This is a genomic window from Endozoicomonas sp., assembly GCF_965196975.1.
Taxonomy (GTDB): domain Bacteria; phylum Pseudomonadota; class Gammaproteobacteria; order Pseudomonadales; family Endozoicomonadaceae; genus Endozoicomonas.
Genome location: NZ_OZ239981.1, coordinates 3513063 through 3528834 on the forward strand (window position 1 = coordinate 3513063; position 15772 = coordinate 3528834).

The 15772-nt window shown below is 46.0% G+C and carries 15 protein-coding genes; 6 read left to right on the forward strand and 9 right to left on the reverse strand.

What is annotated here, in order from left to right; all coding sequences use genetic code 11:
* Nucleotides 1-4: 4 nt before the first annotated feature.
* The 5 genes from ACOCLE_RS15720 to ACOCLE_RS15740 all read right to left on the reverse strand — a co-directional run bounded on the left by ACOCLE_RS15720 (nt 5) and on the right by ACOCLE_RS15740 (nt 4337).
* A complete protein-coding gene (locus ACOCLE_RS15720) occupies nt 5-1048 on the reverse strand; it encodes a transposase (RefSeq protein WP_419533005.1) in 1044 nt (347 codons plus the stop codon).
* Nucleotides 1049-1228: 180 nt separating this feature from the next.
* Nucleotides 1229-2422, reverse strand: coding sequence for an IS66 family transposase (gene tnpC, locus ACOCLE_RS15725; protein ID WP_419533273.1), 1194 nt, complete (start codon nt 2420-2422; stop codon nt 1229-1231).
* A gap of 205 nt (nt 2423-2627) precedes the next feature.
* Nucleotides 2628-3671, reverse strand: coding sequence for a transposase (locus ACOCLE_RS15730; RefSeq protein WP_419533005.1), 1044 nt, complete (start codon nt 3669-3671; stop codon nt 2628-2630).
* 49 nt (nt 3672-3720) lie between these two features.
* A complete protein-coding gene (locus ACOCLE_RS15735) occupies nt 3721-3855 on the reverse strand; it encodes a hypothetical protein (RefSeq protein ID WP_419533274.1) in 135 nt (44 codons plus the stop codon).
* Between the two features lie 155 nt (nt 3856-4010).
* On the reverse strand, nt 4011-4337 hold the full coding sequence (locus tag ACOCLE_RS15740; protein ID WP_419533275.1) for a DUF1820 family protein: 327 nt from the start codon (nt 4335-4337) through the stop codon (nt 4011-4013).
* 330 nt (nt 4338-4667) lie between these two features.
* On the opposite strand from ACOCLE_RS15740, the gene miaB reads away from it, so the two are divergent.
* Nucleotides 4668-6017 (forward strand): tRNA (N6-isopentenyl adenosine(37)-C2)-methylthiotransferase MiaB, encoded by a 1350-nt coding sequence (miaB, locus tag ACOCLE_RS15745; protein ID WP_419533276.1) that lies wholly within the window; start codon nt 4668-4670, stop codon nt 6015-6017.
* Between the two features lie 234 nt (nt 6018-6251).
* Here miaB and ACOCLE_RS15750 read toward each other — a convergent pair whose 3' ends face one another.
* On the reverse strand, nt 6252-6938 hold the full coding sequence (locus ACOCLE_RS15750) for a hypothetical protein (RefSeq protein ID WP_419533277.1): 687 nt from the start codon (nt 6936-6938) through the stop codon (nt 6252-6254).
* Nucleotides 6939-7084: 146 nt separating this feature from the next.
* Here ACOCLE_RS15750 and ACOCLE_RS15755 point away from each other — a divergent pair, with 146 nt between their 5' ends.
* Nucleotides 7085-8365 carry an ISKra4 family transposase gene (locus ACOCLE_RS15755; RefSeq protein WP_419532972.1) on the forward strand — a complete coding sequence of 427 codons (1281 nt, stop codon included), beginning with the start codon at nt 7085-7087 and terminating at the stop codon, nt 8363-8365.
* Nucleotide 8366: 1 nt separating this feature from the next.
* Here the strand turns inward: ACOCLE_RS15755 and ACOCLE_RS15760 are convergent, their stop codons facing one another.
* Nucleotides 8367-8885, reverse strand: coding sequence for a hypothetical protein (locus ACOCLE_RS15760; protein WP_419533278.1), 519 nt, complete (start codon nt 8883-8885; stop codon nt 8367-8369).
* A gap of 375 nt (nt 8886-9260) precedes the next feature.
* Between ACOCLE_RS15760 and ACOCLE_RS15765 the strand changes: the two genes are divergently transcribed.
* From ACOCLE_RS15765 to lnt, 4 genes are all read left to right on the forward strand, one after another.
* Nucleotides 9261-10373 (forward strand): PhoH family protein, encoded by a 1113-nt coding sequence (locus ACOCLE_RS15765; RefSeq protein ID WP_419533279.1) that lies wholly within the window; start codon nt 9261-9263, stop codon nt 10371-10373.
* Nucleotides 10373-10834, forward strand: a complete 462-nt coding sequence (ybeY, locus tag ACOCLE_RS15770) for an rRNA maturation RNase YbeY (RefSeq protein WP_419533280.1) — start codon at nt 10373-10375, stop codon at nt 10832-10834. Before ACOCLE_RS15765 ends, ybeY begins: the two co-directional genes overlap by 1 nt.
* Nucleotides 10835-10924: 90 nt before the next feature.
* Nucleotides 10925-11767: an HlyC/CorC family transporter gene (locus ACOCLE_RS15775; protein WP_419533281.1), complete on the forward strand. Its 843-nt coding sequence runs from the start codon at nt 10925-10927 to the stop codon at nt 11765-11767.
* Nucleotides 11768-11832: 65 nt separating this feature from the next.
* Complete coding sequence (gene lnt, locus ACOCLE_RS15780; protein WP_419533282.1) at nt 11833-13335, forward strand: apolipoprotein N-acyltransferase; 1503 nt, start codon at nt 11833-11835, stop codon at nt 13333-13335.
* On the opposite strand, the gene ACOCLE_RS15785 is transcribed toward lnt, so the two are convergent.
* Together ACOCLE_RS15785 and ACOCLE_RS15790 are read right to left on the reverse strand one after the other, a co-directional pair.
* Nucleotides 13298-14290, reverse strand: coding sequence for a hypothetical protein (locus ACOCLE_RS15785; RefSeq protein ID WP_419533283.1), 993 nt, complete (start codon nt 14288-14290; stop codon nt 13298-13300). The genes lnt and ACOCLE_RS15785 overlap by 38 nt on opposite strands.
* A 43-nt stretch (nt 14291-14333) precedes the next feature.
* Nucleotides 14334-15614, reverse strand: a complete 1281-nt coding sequence (locus ACOCLE_RS15790; protein WP_419532972.1) for an ISKra4 family transposase — start codon at nt 15612-15614, stop codon at nt 14334-14336.
* Nucleotides 15615-15772 lie beyond the last annotated feature (158 nt).

Here is a 15772-nt window from a genome sequence, read left to right on the forward strand (position 1 = left end):
GAACTTACGCATTGACAGCTCTGATAAAAGATGGTCTCAGCCAGTCTTTACCATCAGAGAAGCTCTTAATGAAGTCCCAAATAGCATCCTTGAGCGCATCATTCTTAACGCGATAGATGCTACTGAGAGATTCAGATACTTTCTTGGCCTGAAGGCAGGCATACCCAAAGATAGAGGCAAAAATATGGTTCCTGACCTGCTGCTTTCCTCTCACCTGAAAGCGCTCAATACTGCAGAGTTGTTTCAGCGCCCGGTGATACTCTTCGATCGCCCAATGGTGCAGGTGAAGTTCATTAAAGCCTACCTGTGGTGATACCTCTGATCCAGCATGGGGTGTGTAGACGACGTAATGGCGCAGCTCGTTTTTTAGCCGCGTCCGGTACAAACGCACAGAACCAAAATTACGTAGCCAAACGGTTATTCCCTCTTCAGGAATCTCCAGGCTCTGCACTTGTTGGTAGTCACCCTTTTGGATAGAAACAGTACGGTTGCTTTTAACGGCAAACATAAAACCCAGACCGTTGTTTTTCACAGTCTTCAGGTTTGCGGCACTGCTATACCAGGAATCCCCCGTAACAAATGCAGGTCGTAAGCCCCATACAAGTACTTCTTTCAGCATCTCGAGAAAATAATCATTTTTGGACTTTCCGTCCGCAGAGTCATAGATACGGAAATTGACAGGAAGGCTATAGCCTTTGATATCGGTGTAATAGAGCGTTATGAGATTAATGCCCTTGACGGCTTTATGATGCTTGCCCGAGTAATGATAGCCGATGAATGCCGTGTAGTTACTGTACGGCTTATCCAGCACCGTATCATCAACCGATAGCGTGCCCCCATCAAGAATCAGCCTTGCGGCTACTTCCATGAAAAGGTCATTGGGAGCAAAGTCTTCACGTTGTAGAAAACGGTTAACGCTGTGGTGTGACATATCTCCGATCTCACTAAGGCGAGTACAGGTTGCTGATTTCGGCTCACACAATAGAAACCCTGTATATTTCGGCAAATCACACCCAGCTGTTGTAGGTCTTGTTATCTTTCTACGCACGACGACATCCGCTATTTTTTGCTGATCTAGCAATTTTTACAGCTGCCTGTCAATGCGAAAGTCCTAGAAGAGATAAACTCCCCCAATCAAATGGTTCAATTCAAAATGTTTCAGACTAGTTACGGACTATTAGGAATAATAAAGGCAGATATATGGTCCTACCACTTAAGAAAATCGTAACTATTCAGCACCCAGCAAAGGCGTATTGTTGTAATTTCGAACCGCTTTAAGAAGCGCCTGAAATATGTTCAACCCCTGCTTTTTAGCAGATGATAAATAGCTTCGGATTCGGGTAAACATGGTACCTCCGTCTTCGCTTCTGAAGCAGCCTGAGATCTTCTGCTTAAGTTTGGCCATCCTGGCATCACGTTCACTGCCATTGTTATCGAAGGGAATTGAAAAGTCCGACATGAAGCGCAACGTTTCAACCTTAAACTCAATAAGCCTTTTGAACAGGTTGTAGGCCTTGGTATTCCTGACCTTCTTACGTCCAAGCACCTGTCGTTGTTTTTCCATATAAGCGGTTTCCTTCGTGAGAGCCCTTTGAAGGATTTGGTCGTATATCGTCTCAATGCGAAGCTGTATTGCACCAGGCATTTGAGTCAGACCGGCTGCTTTGTATTTCTTGCAGAAGTGCCAGGAGAGCGTAAGCAATTTCATCAGCCGCAGAGCCAGCTTATTCGCATCCCTATCGACAACTCCCTGAAGCTCTCTCAGATGATGGGCATTACAAAGCACATGCACTGCCGCATAGGCAAAGTAGGACTTCCAATGATCGTGAACCAGAATGCCTGCAAAAGTCAGCAGGATGCCCATTGCATCCATTGCTTCACAACCTCGCCTTTCTGAGAGGTAGTAAAGCGTCCATTGGTCATCTCGCATAATGTGTAACCACCACAGTGAACCGTCAACCCGCATGCCAGTTTCATCCGCTCCTGCAACCGGACTTTCTTGTAAAGCATCGCGGATACTCTGCTCAGTAGAGGCCAGGTTCTCATGGGTATAGGCAACAAAATTGGCAACAGAGCCTGCGCTGACACTCATGCAATAAATAGTATTGAAATACTCAGACACCCGGTGATATGGGATGAAGTGATACTGGTTTAAATGAACAGCCATTGCCTGAGTCACTTCTCCGTATTGAGCAGCGGCTTTCACTCCTTGGGGAAACTCAGCGGTGTTCCGTTTACCACAAGGACATACTTTAACGTCTGCCCAGTACGCGGTAACTTCAAATTCTCCGGGTCTACCTGGATCAAAAACCTGTCGCTCAATGTATTTGGTGGGTTTAATATCGATAAGCGAAGACTGGCAACAGCAACATTTTTCAACCTTCAGATGCCTGACATAATCGGGTAAGGCGACACGTCTCAAACAAGAGCCTTGATGACCTTTCTGGCCACCTGGTTTATTGCCTGAAGATGGTCTAAGGCTTTTGGGGTTCGGTGTTTCCTGTGAGGAGCAGGGGGCTTCTTTGGAAGATGTATCACCTTTATCACTCCCTTTTTTACTGGGCTTTTGATAACCATCTGACGATGGTGGCTTACTACTGTTTTGACTGTTTTTATTAACCTAGAACTTACGCATTGACAGCTCTGATAAAAGATGGTCTCAGCCAGTCTTTACCATCAGAGAAGCTCTTAATGAAGTCCCAAATAGCATCCTTGAGCGCATCATTCTTAACGCGATAGATGCTACTGAGAGATTCAGATACTTTCTTGGCCTGAAGGCAGGCATACCCAAAGATAGAGGCAAAAATATGGTTCCTGACCTGCTGCTTTCCTCTCACCTGAAAGCGCTCAATACTGCAGAGTTGTTTCAGCGCCCGGTGATACTCTTCGATCGCCCAATGGTGCAGGTGAAGTTCATTAAAGCCTACCTGTGGTGATACCTCTGATCCAGCATGGGGTGTGTAGACGACGTAATGGCGCAGCTCGTTTTTTAGCCGCGTCCGGTACAAACGCACAGAACCAAAATTACGTAGCCAAACGGTTATTCCCTCTTCAGGAATCTCCAGGCTCTGCACTTGTTGGTAGTCACCCTTTTGGATAGAAACAGTACGGTTGCTTTTAACGGCAAACATAAAACCCAGACCGTTGTTTTTCACAGTCTTCAGGTTTGCGGCACTGCTATACCAGGAATCCCCCGTAACAAATGCAGGTCGTAAGCCCCATACAAGTACTTCTTTCAGCATCTCGAGAAAATAATCATTTTTGGACTTTCCGTCCGCAGAGTCATAGATACGGAAATTGACAGGAAGGCTATAGCCTTTGATATCGGTGTAATAGAGCGTTATGAGATTAATGCCCTTGACGGCTTTATGATGCTTGCCCGAGTAATGATAGCCGATGAATGCCGTGTAGTTACTGTACGGCTTATCCAGCACCGTATCATCAACCGATAGCGTGCCCCCATCAAGAATCAGCCTTGCGGCTACTTCCATGAAAAGGTCATTGGGAGCAAAGTCTTCACGTTGTAGAAAACGGTTAACGCTGTGGTGTGACATATCTCCGATCTCACTAAGGCGAGTACAGGTTGCTGATTTCGGCTCACACAATAGAAACCCTGTATATTTCGGCAAATCACACCCAGCTGTTGTAGGTCTTGTTATCTTTCTACGCACGACGACATCCGCTATTTTTTGCTGATCTAGCAATTTTTACAGCTGCCTGTCAATGCGAAAGTCCTATAACCCTTTCTTCCAGTTCGCTGCAACGTTCCCGTAAAAGCGCATTCTCGGTCCGAAGCTCTTCATTCTCTTTAAGGAGAGCTTCGGTAAACGGAGTAGCTGGGAAGTCTGGTTCCATACTGGAGATTTGTTAGAAAAATTGAGTATAAGATGATGGTCGAAAAATCAGAAAATTCCAGATTTATATGAAGGGTGCTGAATAGTTACAGAAAATCAAGTGAGTATGAGCACGCAGCAGCATCAAGGCTGCATGCTCACCTTAGGATATTTGTATCAGTCCCTGCTGGGAATATGCGGCATCACAGGGAAAGGTCGAATATTATCCCCTTTTGCTTCAGACACCTTGCCCGTACCTTCCTTTTCCACTTCATCAATACGAATAATCGTATTCAAAGGAATATAGCTGCGCTTAACCCCCTCAAAGGCCGCTTTCAGCTTCTCTTCACCCGGGTCAACCAGAAGCTGACTGCGCTCACCGAAGACAAACTCCTCAACCTCTATGAAGCCCCAGAGCTCACTCTGGAAGATCTGGCGGGCATAGATTTCAAACACTTCGCCCTGATTTTGAAAAATCACACGGAAAATGGGGGTTTTCGCCATTAGGTTCTAATACCACGTTAATTCTGCCCAAGCGTTTTTCGGCTTAAGCTGACAATAGGATTACTGGGCGCAGATCATAACACAAAGCCTGACCGCAGTGGTTTGCTTAAATACACTGGAAATGTACAAACCTGACAGGGTCGATTATTCGTCATCCCACGGCCAGACTCTGCAATGACCACAACCCGACCTATGCAATCACTGTTTCACCGGACCTATCATTGACTATCCTCCATGGTGCAGGGTAGCTATAATGCCCGGTTTACGAACAACAGGCTTAGCCTCGCTGCAGGTTTGAGCCCTTTAAGGCACAAGCCAGTAAAGTGTGAAATGAGCAAAAAACTGTATATCAAGACTCACGGTTGTCAGATGAACGAGTACGATTCCGCCCGTATGGCCGATCTGCTCGGTGAGACCCATACCCTGGAGCTGACGGACAACCCGGAAGAAGCGGATGTCCTGCTGGTGAACACCTGTTCCGTTCGGGAAAAAGCCCAGGAAAAACTCTTCCACCAGCTGGGTCGCTGGAGAAAACTCAAAGAAAAGAACCCGGACCTGATCATTGGGGTTGGCGGCTGCGTAGCCAGCCAGGAAGGTGATGAGATCCGCAAGCGTGCGCCTCAGGTGGATGTCGTATTTGGCCCACAGACCCTGCACCGCTTGCCGGAAATGATTGACGCCAGCAAGGCCAATCATATTCCTGTTGTTGACGTTACCTTCCCGGAAATTGAAAAGTTTGACCGTCTGCCAGAACCCAGTGTCGATGGTCCAACGGCCTTCGTTTCCATTATGGAAGGCTGTGACAAGTACTGCACATACTGCATCGTGCCTTATACCCGTGGTGCAGAAATCAGCCGTCCGATGGATGATGTTATTGCTGAATGTTATGGTCTGGCGGAAAAAGGCGTTCGAGAAATCAACCTGCTGGGGCAAAACGTAAACGCCTTTCGTGGTGAAAAGCACGACGGTACAGTCTGTGACCTGGCGGAATTGATCACCCTGGTGGCAGCCATTGACGGGATTGACCGTATCCGCTTCACCACCTCTCATCCACTGGAGTTTTCGGACAGCCTGGTCAATGTCTACGCAGAAGTCCCTGAACTCGTCAGCCACCTGCACCTGCCAGTACAAAGTGGTTCAGACCGGGTTCTGCAAATGATGAAGCGGGAACACACTGCGGAAGACTACCTGAAAAAGATCCGTCAGTTGCTGGTGATCCGCCCTGACCTTAAGCTTTCTTCAGACTTCATCGTCGGCTTCCCTGGGGAAACCGATCAGGACTTCGAAGATACCATGAACCTGATTGCCGAAGTGGGCTTTGATGCATCCTTTAGCTTTATCTTCAGTAAACGACCAGGCACTCCGGCCTCCGACATGGAAGACAATGTTCCCGAGGAAGTGAAGAAACAGCGCCTGCAGATTCTGCAGAATCGTATTAATCAGCAGGTTATTCAGATCAGCCGCCGTCTGGTCGGCAGTACCCAGAAAATTCTGGTGACCGGATACTCCAAGAAAGATCCGGGGCAGCTCTCAGGACGAACTGAGTGCAACCGGGTCGTAAACTTCCAGTGCACAGATCCCCGGTTGATTGGGCATTTTGCTGATGTTGAAATTGTTGAAGCTCTGCCTCATTCCCTGCGTGGAACTCTTATCGATTCAGAGCTGGAAGCAGCGGTTTGAGCATTGCGACAGATTAATATGAAGGAAAGATAAAGATACCGTACTCTCATTCTGTTGAGTTTACAGACACCAACCTGGCAGTGCGGTACTTTTTTATGAACAGTTTGAATTCGTTCATGTGTAATATTCGTTACTCATGAATGAATTCTAATAAGCTTGGATCCTACTATTTTAGATAGCCTGGCCTATTATCAAATTATCCACTTACTTTCTCTGGAATCAGTAGCACAGTTTTTAAACTGGGTTCTGACTTCTCCAAAATCGAAACCCACTCTCCGCTTCCTTCGAAGTGGTAGTAGAGGCATTACCTTTCATATAGGACCACAGGAAACTTAAATCAGGAATATACCAGTCTGACCAACCTGAACGCTGCTTTTCTGATTCTTGATTCGCCCCTGACACCTGTTGTTTCATAGACGTCGTTTCAATTGCCACATTGGACGCATCCCTTGAACCTAAGTCCTTCTTCTTACAAAGAACCTTACATGTCACAGTAGATACACATGCTAAGGATAAGTTTTTACAACGACTTAAACTGCTGACTTTTCGTTCTTTAACTTGTTCTTTCAATGATGCAATACAGCCATTAAGGCAACATTGAGCCAAGGTCGTTACCAAAATACCACTTATAAAAGGTATAAAGTAGTTTTGCCAGGGCGTACTAGTGTTGTGCTCAATAGCAGACTCTACGGCTTTAAAACACTGAAGTGGAGTAATAGGCTTTCCATGTTCAATATATGGATTCCAACCATTTAGTTTATTGTAAAAGTATTCCTCACTCTCTCCTGAAGATGCACGTGCAAAATTAAGCGTTTCTAAAAAAAACAACAGGAAAATTTCTCTAGAGCGGCTTGAAATAAATCTTAATGCGCTCAATGAACGTCCAATTAACTGTAGAATTTCTTCAGGAGCCGCCATCATTTTTTTTCAACGGTAGATAGCAACTGCCGTAAGGAGTGATCATCAAGCTGATCAGTTTTAAGCGGGTGCTCTCTCTGAATGATTGAAACAATAGTGCTCTATTTTCACAGCTACTATGGGAACACCACTCATAATAGTTAACTGTCATGCCCGCTTCTGTTATTTCCAGCTCTACCAAAAGCATCGTTTTGCAAATTGAAGTTTCTATAGATTCAGGCAACATGCTGAATCTTGAAGATAGTTTACAGCGTGCACTCAATGAAGCCGGGCAGCTTGGAACAAAAGAGTTATTGGGGCTATTTGAATCACCCAATAAAGAACCTATCGTCGTTAATCAGCAGAAGTGGAACTACAAAGGAAAGGTTCTTAAGCACTATGAAACCTTATACGGTCGTATACCTTTGGAGCGCTCCGTATATCAGGGTGTCAGAGGTGGCAGTACTCTGGCAGCACTTGATCTTCGTGCCGGTATTATTGGTTCAGCTACCCCCAAATTTGCCAAGTCTATCGCCTGGAAATACAGCCAGATGCCAGCGCCTGCGGTAAAAGAAGATTTTGAGACCAACCATCAAAGGACGCTTTCAAATTCTTATATCAAGCATTTATCGGACAGAGTAGGTGCATTAATTGAAGACCAGCAAGACACTCACTACCACCTTCCTCCACTAAAAGAGCCTGTTGAAACAATAGCCATTGGTCTGGATGGAACCTGCATGCTGCTTTGTGAAGAAGGCTGGAGGGAAGCCATGTGTGGGACATTGAGCCTATATTCTGCAGATGGAGACAGGCTCCACACGATATATACAGCCAGTTCGCCAGAGTATGGTAAACAAAGCTTTATGAGCAAGCTCGACGAGGAGATTGCAGATCTAAAACGACTCTACCCAAATGCCACATACATCGGGGTAGCTGACGGGGCTAGAGAAAACTGGAGTTATTTGAAACAACATACCTCTGGGCAGATACTCGATTTTTATCATGCATCTGAATATTTAGCTGGAGCAGCGGAAGCACTGTTTCCAACCAGTAAGGCGAAGCGACACCAGTGGCTTGAAGACAGGCTACATAGTTTGAAAAACAAGCGTGGAGCAGCCAAAAAAATCCTTCAGGAAATTGAATCAGCCGAGCTCCCGAAAAAGACAATCGCACTGACAGAGAAGCGCTACAAAGCTGTGAGCTATTTTACAAACAATCACCAGTTAATGAATTATCATCAGGCGCTTAAACGCCATTGGCCAATAGGTTCAGGAGTTACTGAAGCGGCTTGTAAGACTCTGGTAAAGCAACGATTATGTGGTTCTGGAATGAGGTGGAAAGCAACAGGAGCGGAAGTGCTTTTGACAACAAGAGCACTGATCCAGAGTAAGGGGCGCTGGGAACAACTTTGGTCTGAGTTCATGACTGGAAAGGTTGAAGCTAACCTATGAGTCAGTTATCAAATTGAGAGAGCACCCTTTTAAGCATAGCGTTAAATTGCTCTCTGTTTTGCAAAGGATTTCGAAAACTTGACATCATCATGCTTTTAAGAACTTTTAAAAAGCCTTGTTTAAGATAATGTGAGTCGACATCGACCAACATATTTCTCATCAATTGATCTGGCGCCATCTCTCCTTTCATGAAGGGAAGCTGAGAAAGCAACTTTTGGTAAACCTCCTGAACATCCAAGTTATTAGCATTATTATTACAAGTTAATTGGATAATCGCCCGAACAGAAACACCCTGTCGCTGATCAATATCAACCTTGCCAGCAATATAAGGTTCACTTTTAGCTGGATCATGAAAAACGTTAATCCTTAACGCTATTGCAACCTCACGAAAACCAAACTGACCAACACCCTGTTTTTTTTCATTCTCTTGTTTCAAATCACCTTCAAACTGGAGCTGAAGGTTTTGAGATGTTTTTTGATATTGAACAGGATGGCCATTAAAACCGGCATGAAAATCCATTAACTTTTCTCCCCATTGATATCTTTATTTAAACGTTTTCCGAAAAATTAAAGTTTTACATACATAAATGACTCTCATTTCCAATAGAAAATGACGGTACAAAAAGGTTAAAAAACAATTTAATTTCTTTGAGGCTGGATAATTCATTGTTTACAATAAATAGCGATACAGCATTATCTCTTCAAACCAAGGGTTATTACTGATCAAAAACGACAACTGATGGTTTACTTTAACGACTTATTAAGAAACAATTGTCCCCGCGAAATTTCACTTGAGACAAAACATCAAGCATAGGAGTCCTGAATATATTAATAATTAGCCAGTACCCTATGGACTACCTAGGTTAGCATACTCTCTACAGGTTGATTGCTTATTTTGAATACCAATACACAAGGACAGGCTCTCGATCACAACGCCTCTTCCCAGAACGTCTGCCGCTTTTCTCTCGAGCCGGATGAACCGCTGAGGTTTGCTGAACTCTGCGGACAATTTAACCAGCACCTGAAACAGATCGAAGAACGGCTCGGAGTTACTATCCGTCACCGTGGTAATACCTTTGCTATCAGTGGCGATAATGACCGTGCTGACGTAGCGGGCGAGGTAGTAAAACGCCTCTTCAGGGAAACCGGCAAGGACGAACCACTCAGCCCTAACACAGTTCACCTGTTCCTGCAGGAATCTGCCATTGAATGGATACATGAAGAGCCCGAAGACAAACTGATCTCTCTGCGTACCCGTAAAGGCCTGATTACTCCCCGGGGGCCTAACCAGCAGAACTATGTAAAATCGATTCTGCAGCACGATATCAACTTCGGCATTGGGCCGGCGGGTACCGGTAAAACCTACCTGGCGGTTGCCGCTGCAGTGCAGGCGCTGGAAGAAGAGCAGATCCGCCGCATCCTACTGGTCCGCCCTGCCGTTGAAGCTGGAGAAAAGCTGGGCTTCCTGCCAGGAGACCTGTCCCAGAAAATCGATCCTTATTTGCGACCTCTCTACGACGCCCTTTATGAAATGCTTGGTTTTGAGCGGGTTGACCGACTGATAGAGAAAAATGTTATTGAAGTTGCCCCTCTTGCCTATATGCGTGGTCGCACATTGAATAATTCATTTATTATTCTTGATGAATCCCAGAACACCACTCAAGAACAAATGAAGATGTTCCTGACCCGTATCGGCTTTGGTTCTACCGCTGTCATTACTGGTGATATCACTCAGGTTGACCTGCCCAGGGGAACTCGCTCCGGCCTGGCCAGTGCCATTGAAGTCCTCAAAGGTGTCGAAGGTATTGGCTTTACCTGGTTCACCGCCAAAGATGTGGTTCGCCACCCTCTGGTACAACGGATTGTTCAGGCCTATGACCGCTTTGACAAATTGACCCAGGAGCAGTCAGCAGGTAAAGGTTCCCGGCCAGCAAAAAAAGCGTCCACTCCAGAAGCTCGAGACTCTGGCTCGACTGAAGACTCCTCATCATCCAAAGGCGTGCAGTAATGGCCACGGTTCATATTGATGTGATGATTAACAGCACCAGCTCACAGCTTCCCGAACAGAGTGAACTGGAGAAGTGGGCTGCTGCAGCGGTTGGCCAGCACCGTCAGGAAGCTGAAATCAGCCTCCTGATCGTCGATGCAGAAGAAGGGGCCGAGCTTAATCGGCAATGGCGGGGCAAGGAGGGGCCGACCAATGTTCTGTCCTTTCCTTCCGACCTTCCTGCCGAACTGGAGCTGCCTTTACTGGGGGATCTGGTTATCTGCGTCCCTGTTGTTGAGCAGGAAGCCATTGAACAGAAAAAAAGTCTCAATTCCCACTGGGCTCATATGATGGTTCATGGCACACTTCACTTGCTTGGCTATGATCACATTGATGATCAGGAAGCCGAAGAAATGGAGTCTCTGGAGACGGAAATTCTTGGACAGCTTGGCTATCCTGATCCCTATCAGGATAAAGAGTAAACCTGAAAAGCTCCGGGTAATGAGTTACATTTCACATTCAGTAAACCGCCCACTGACATTCAGTGGGCACAGCCGTGAAGACAGAGGGCAATGAGCGACGACCATTCGACGGAAGATCATCCGTCACCATCATGGATGGACAAACTGACCAGTATGTTTCACCAGGATCCCAAAGACCGCAATGCGCTTCTGGGGATGCTAAGAGACGCTGGAAGCCGGGGCATGCTGGATGATGAAGCGCTGAGCATCATTGAAGGCGCTGTTCAGGTCGCGGACATGCAGGTCCGTGAAATCATGATTCCCCGCTCCCAGATGGTCTGTGTTGATGAAGACCAGAACCCTGAAGAGTTCCTTCCCCAGGTGATTGAGTCTGCCCACTCCCGCTTTCCTGTTATTGGCGATACCAAGGATGAAGTTATTGGTATCCTGCTTGCCAAAGACCTGCTTCCGCTGATTCTCAACACTGGTAGCAAGTTCAACATCAAGAATCACTTACGCCCGGCGACATTCATTCCAGAAAGCAAACGTCTCAATGTACTGCTCAGAGAATTCCGCACCAACCGTAACCATATGGCCATTGTCATTGATGAATTTGGCGGAGTAGCAGGGCTGGTGACCATTGAGGATGTGCTTGAGCAGATTGTTGGTGACATCGAAGATGAAACGGATGTTGATGAAGACACCTTTATCAAACCGGCTGATGATCTTGAACACGCTTTTATTGTTAAAGCGCTGACCCCCATCGAAGACTTTAATGATCAGTTTGCCACCAAGTTCCCGGATGATGAGTTTGATACCATTGGTGGTATTGTGATGCAGGAGTTTGGCCATATGCCAACCCGTAATGAGTCCGTAGAGATTTCCGGCTTCCGTTTTGATGTACTGAATGCCGACGGTCGTCGAATTCGACTGTTACGGGTCACTCCCTGCTGATGCCGACTCCCCGCCCTTCACTGCAAGTCGTGCGTTACCTGCTGTCACTGACAGCAGGTGCCATCATGCCCCTGGGCTTCAGCCCTTTTGACTTCTGGCCAGTTCCCATGCTGGCCATTGGTATAATTTTTCTTCTTTCCCGAACATTACCTGTTAAGGCAGCCACTCTGTGCGGCTTTCTTTTTGGCGTTGGAATGTTTGGGGCTGGAACATCGTGGATATACGTCAGTATCCATGAGTTTGGTGCCGCTTCCCCCATGCTGGCAGGACTACTGACAGGACTTTTCGTGCTGGGCATTTCAGCCCTCATGATCACGCCGATCTTCCTGTTGTATAGCTGGCTTAACCAACGAAAGGCTGAGCGAGGAACCGCCTGCAGGCTTCACCCCTGGCAGCAGGCCCTGATGTTTTCAGGCCTCTGGGCTCTGTTTGAGTGGGTTCGCAGCTGGCTGCTGACGGGCTTTCCATGGCTATTATCGGGCTATGCACTTCTGGACACTCCATTTGCGACCCTGGCTCCAGTTATCGGAACTTATGGCTTAAGCCTCCTGATGGTAGCCACAGCCTGCCTGTTGTTTGCCCTGGTTATTCCAGCGAAACAGCAGCGAATCCCCAATGTTATAGCCTTGCTCATCTTCCTTGGCTGTTGGGGACTGGCATGGCCTCTATCGAACATCAACTGGACAGACAAGACGGGAGAACTTTCGTTTAGTGCTGTTCAGGGTAACATTCCCCAGAATCTTAAGTGGGATCCTGACTATATTCACTCCACCATCAGTACTTACATCGGTCTGAGTGAAGACCAGTGGGAACAGGAGCTGATCATCTGGCCGGAAAATGCCATTCCACTGTTTTATAACCGTGCCCAGGGCTTGATGACGCATCTGGACAGACTGGCTCGTCAGAACAACAGCACCCTGATTCTTGGCATGCCAGTGGATGATAACTCTGGTCGTGAGACTCAGTACTTCAACAGCATTCTATCGATGGGGGAAGGCTATTCACCCACTGAAGACCCTGGCCGCTACGATAAACAGAAACTGGTACCATTTGGTGAGTATGTCCCCATGGAATCCATACTGCGGGGGTTGATTGATTTCTTTAACCTCCCAATGTCGGAGTTCTCCCGCGGTGAGTCAGAGCAAACCTTACTCAGGGCTGGTGAGGTAAAAATTGCCCCCTATATCTGTTACGAGGTGGTCTACCCGGATTTTGCCGCACAAATGGCTCAAGAGAGTGGACTGCTGATCACCATCAGTAACGATACCTGGTTTGGTAAATCCATTGGCCCTGTCCAGCACTTCCAGATCGCCCGGATGCGTGCGCTGGAAACCGGGCGCTATATGATCCGTGCCACCAATGATGGAATTACCGCTCTGATTGATGAAAACGGTGATGTGGTAGAAACCATCCCACGCTTTACCAGTGGGGTGTTGTCATCTTCAGCTGAGATTCGGGAAGGCCAGACACCGTTTATGGTTTTAGGATCCTGGCCTGTTCTTATAATTGCTCTACTAATGATTTTGCTGGTTATATACCGGAAACCTTCCATAAAAGAGTCGGACTAATTAGCTTCTCAGTGCAACTTTGCCCTGGAAGTAAAGCCGCATAATCGGCCTCACTACGAAATCGATATCCAGGATAATATTTTTCCTGGATACGACACCACGCTTCCTTATCCTCCTTCAACTGAGTCCACTCAGGCCCTTCAAATTCATCCCCCTTCAGCTGCTCCATTCTCGTTGTTATTTGAAATACACGCTCTTTAATCTTCTCACAAGGCATATTACCGTCAGAATCTTTAATACGAAGGCTTTGCCCTGCATCTGTAAACTCTGCCAGACATTCAAACATTCCGGGACTTCCTGCCTGATGAAGCAGAGTGTTACATCCTGATTGGTTTTTCCGATTGAATAGTTCATGATTAACATATTTCCCCAATAGCGAAGCAAGCTCCTTGACCTGAAGAAAAAAACTGCCACGTACAGCCAAATCTAAAAGGCTATCATCAGAATCATTCATAGAATTTCTAACTTCTCCTTCTTTTAGTTTAGATATTAAAAATCGAGTAATACCCTCATCTTGTTTTAATTGATTATCCAACATAAGCGAAATTCCTAAAGGTGTATTCTTATTAAATAACGGACAATCTTTATCAAATCGCATGAATGAAAAGTCATTCATTGGTTTTACGGCATTTTGTTGATTTATCAACTCAACAAATTTATCGTGAGGTGTATACCTAGTTATCTCCTTTAAAGCTTCAATATCTCCAGCAACAACTGCCCAATGAAGCCTATTCATTCCTAAACAGTAGTGTGGAACTGATTTATTGCCTCGTAGAGCCGCAATAATATCTGACGTTATTCGCCTTGCTTTATCTCTTCGATCATCAAACATTACAGCTTCTAAAAATGCTCTTACTTCTGGAGTCATCACGCTTTCAGCATCAGTCGAAACCTCATCAGTTCTAGACACGCACTCTGATAGAGCACTACTAGCCTGGTGCATAGCTTTAATCATTTAACATACTCTAAACGGGTGCTCTCTCAATTTGATAACTGACTCATAGGTTAGCTTCAACCTTTCCAGTCATGAACTCAGACCAAAGTTGTTCCCAGCGCCCCTTACTCTGGATCAGTGCTCTTGTTGTCAAAAGCACTTCCGCTCCTGTTGCTTTCCACCTCATTCCAGAACCACATAATCGTTGCTTTACCAGAGTCTTACAAGCCGCTTCAGTAACTCCTGAACCTATTGGCCAATGGCGTTTAAGCGCCTGATGATAATTCATTAACTGGTGATTGTTTGTAAAATAGCTCACAGCTTTGTAGCGCTTCTCTGTCAGTGCGATTGTCTTTTTCGGGAGCTCGGCTGATTCAATTTCCTGAAGGATTTTTTTGGCTGCTCCACGCTTGTTTTTCAAACTATGTAGCCTGTCTTCAAGCCACTGGTGTCGCTTCGCCTTACTGGTTGGAAACAGTGCTTCCGCTGCTCCAGCTAAATATTCAGATGCATGATAAAAATCGAGTATCTGCCCAGAGGTATGTTGTTTCAAATAACTCCAGTTTTCTCTAGCCCCGTCAGCTACCCCGATGTATGTGGCATTTGGGTAGAGTCGTTTTAGATCTGCAATCTCCTCGTCGAGCTTGCTCATAAAGCTTTGTTTACCATACTCTGGCGAACTGGCTGTATATATCGTGTGGAGCCTGTCTCCATCTGCAGAATATAGGCTCAATGTCCCACACATGGCTTCCCTCCAGCCTTCTTCACAAAGCAGCATGCAGGTTCCATCCAGACCAATGGCTATTGTTTCAACAGGCTCTTTTAGTGGAGGAAGGTGGTAGTGAGTGTCTTGCTGGTCTTCAATTAATGCACCTACTCTGTCCGATAAATGCTTGATATAAGAATTTGAAAGCGTCCTTTGATGGTTGGTCTCAAAATCTTCTTTTACCGCAGGCGCTGGCATCTGGCTGTATTTCCAGGCGATAGACTTGGCAAATTTGGGGGTAGCTGAACCAATAATACCGGCACGAAGATCAAGTGCTGCCAGAGTACTGCCACCTCTGACACCCTGATATACGGAGCGCTCCAAAGGTATACGACCGTATAAGGTTTCATAGTGCTTAAGAACCTTTCCTTTGTAGTTCCACTTCTGCTGATTAACGACGATAGGTTCTTTATTGGGTGATTCAAATAGCCCCAATAACTCTTTTGTTCCAAGCTGCCCGGCTTCATTGAGTGCACGCTGTAAACTATCTTCAAGATTCAGCATGTTGCCTGAATCTATAGAAACTTCAATTTGCAAAACGATGCTTTTGGTAGAGCTGGAAATAACAGAAGCGGGCATGACAGTTAACTATTATGAGTGGTGTTCCCATAGTAGCTGTGAAAATAGAGCACTATTGTTTCAATCATTCAGAGAGAGCACCCCTCTAAACGACGAAAATACTCCCATTTGATAAATCAATTTCATAGATAGTTTCGATGTTTTTGTAAAGAGATATA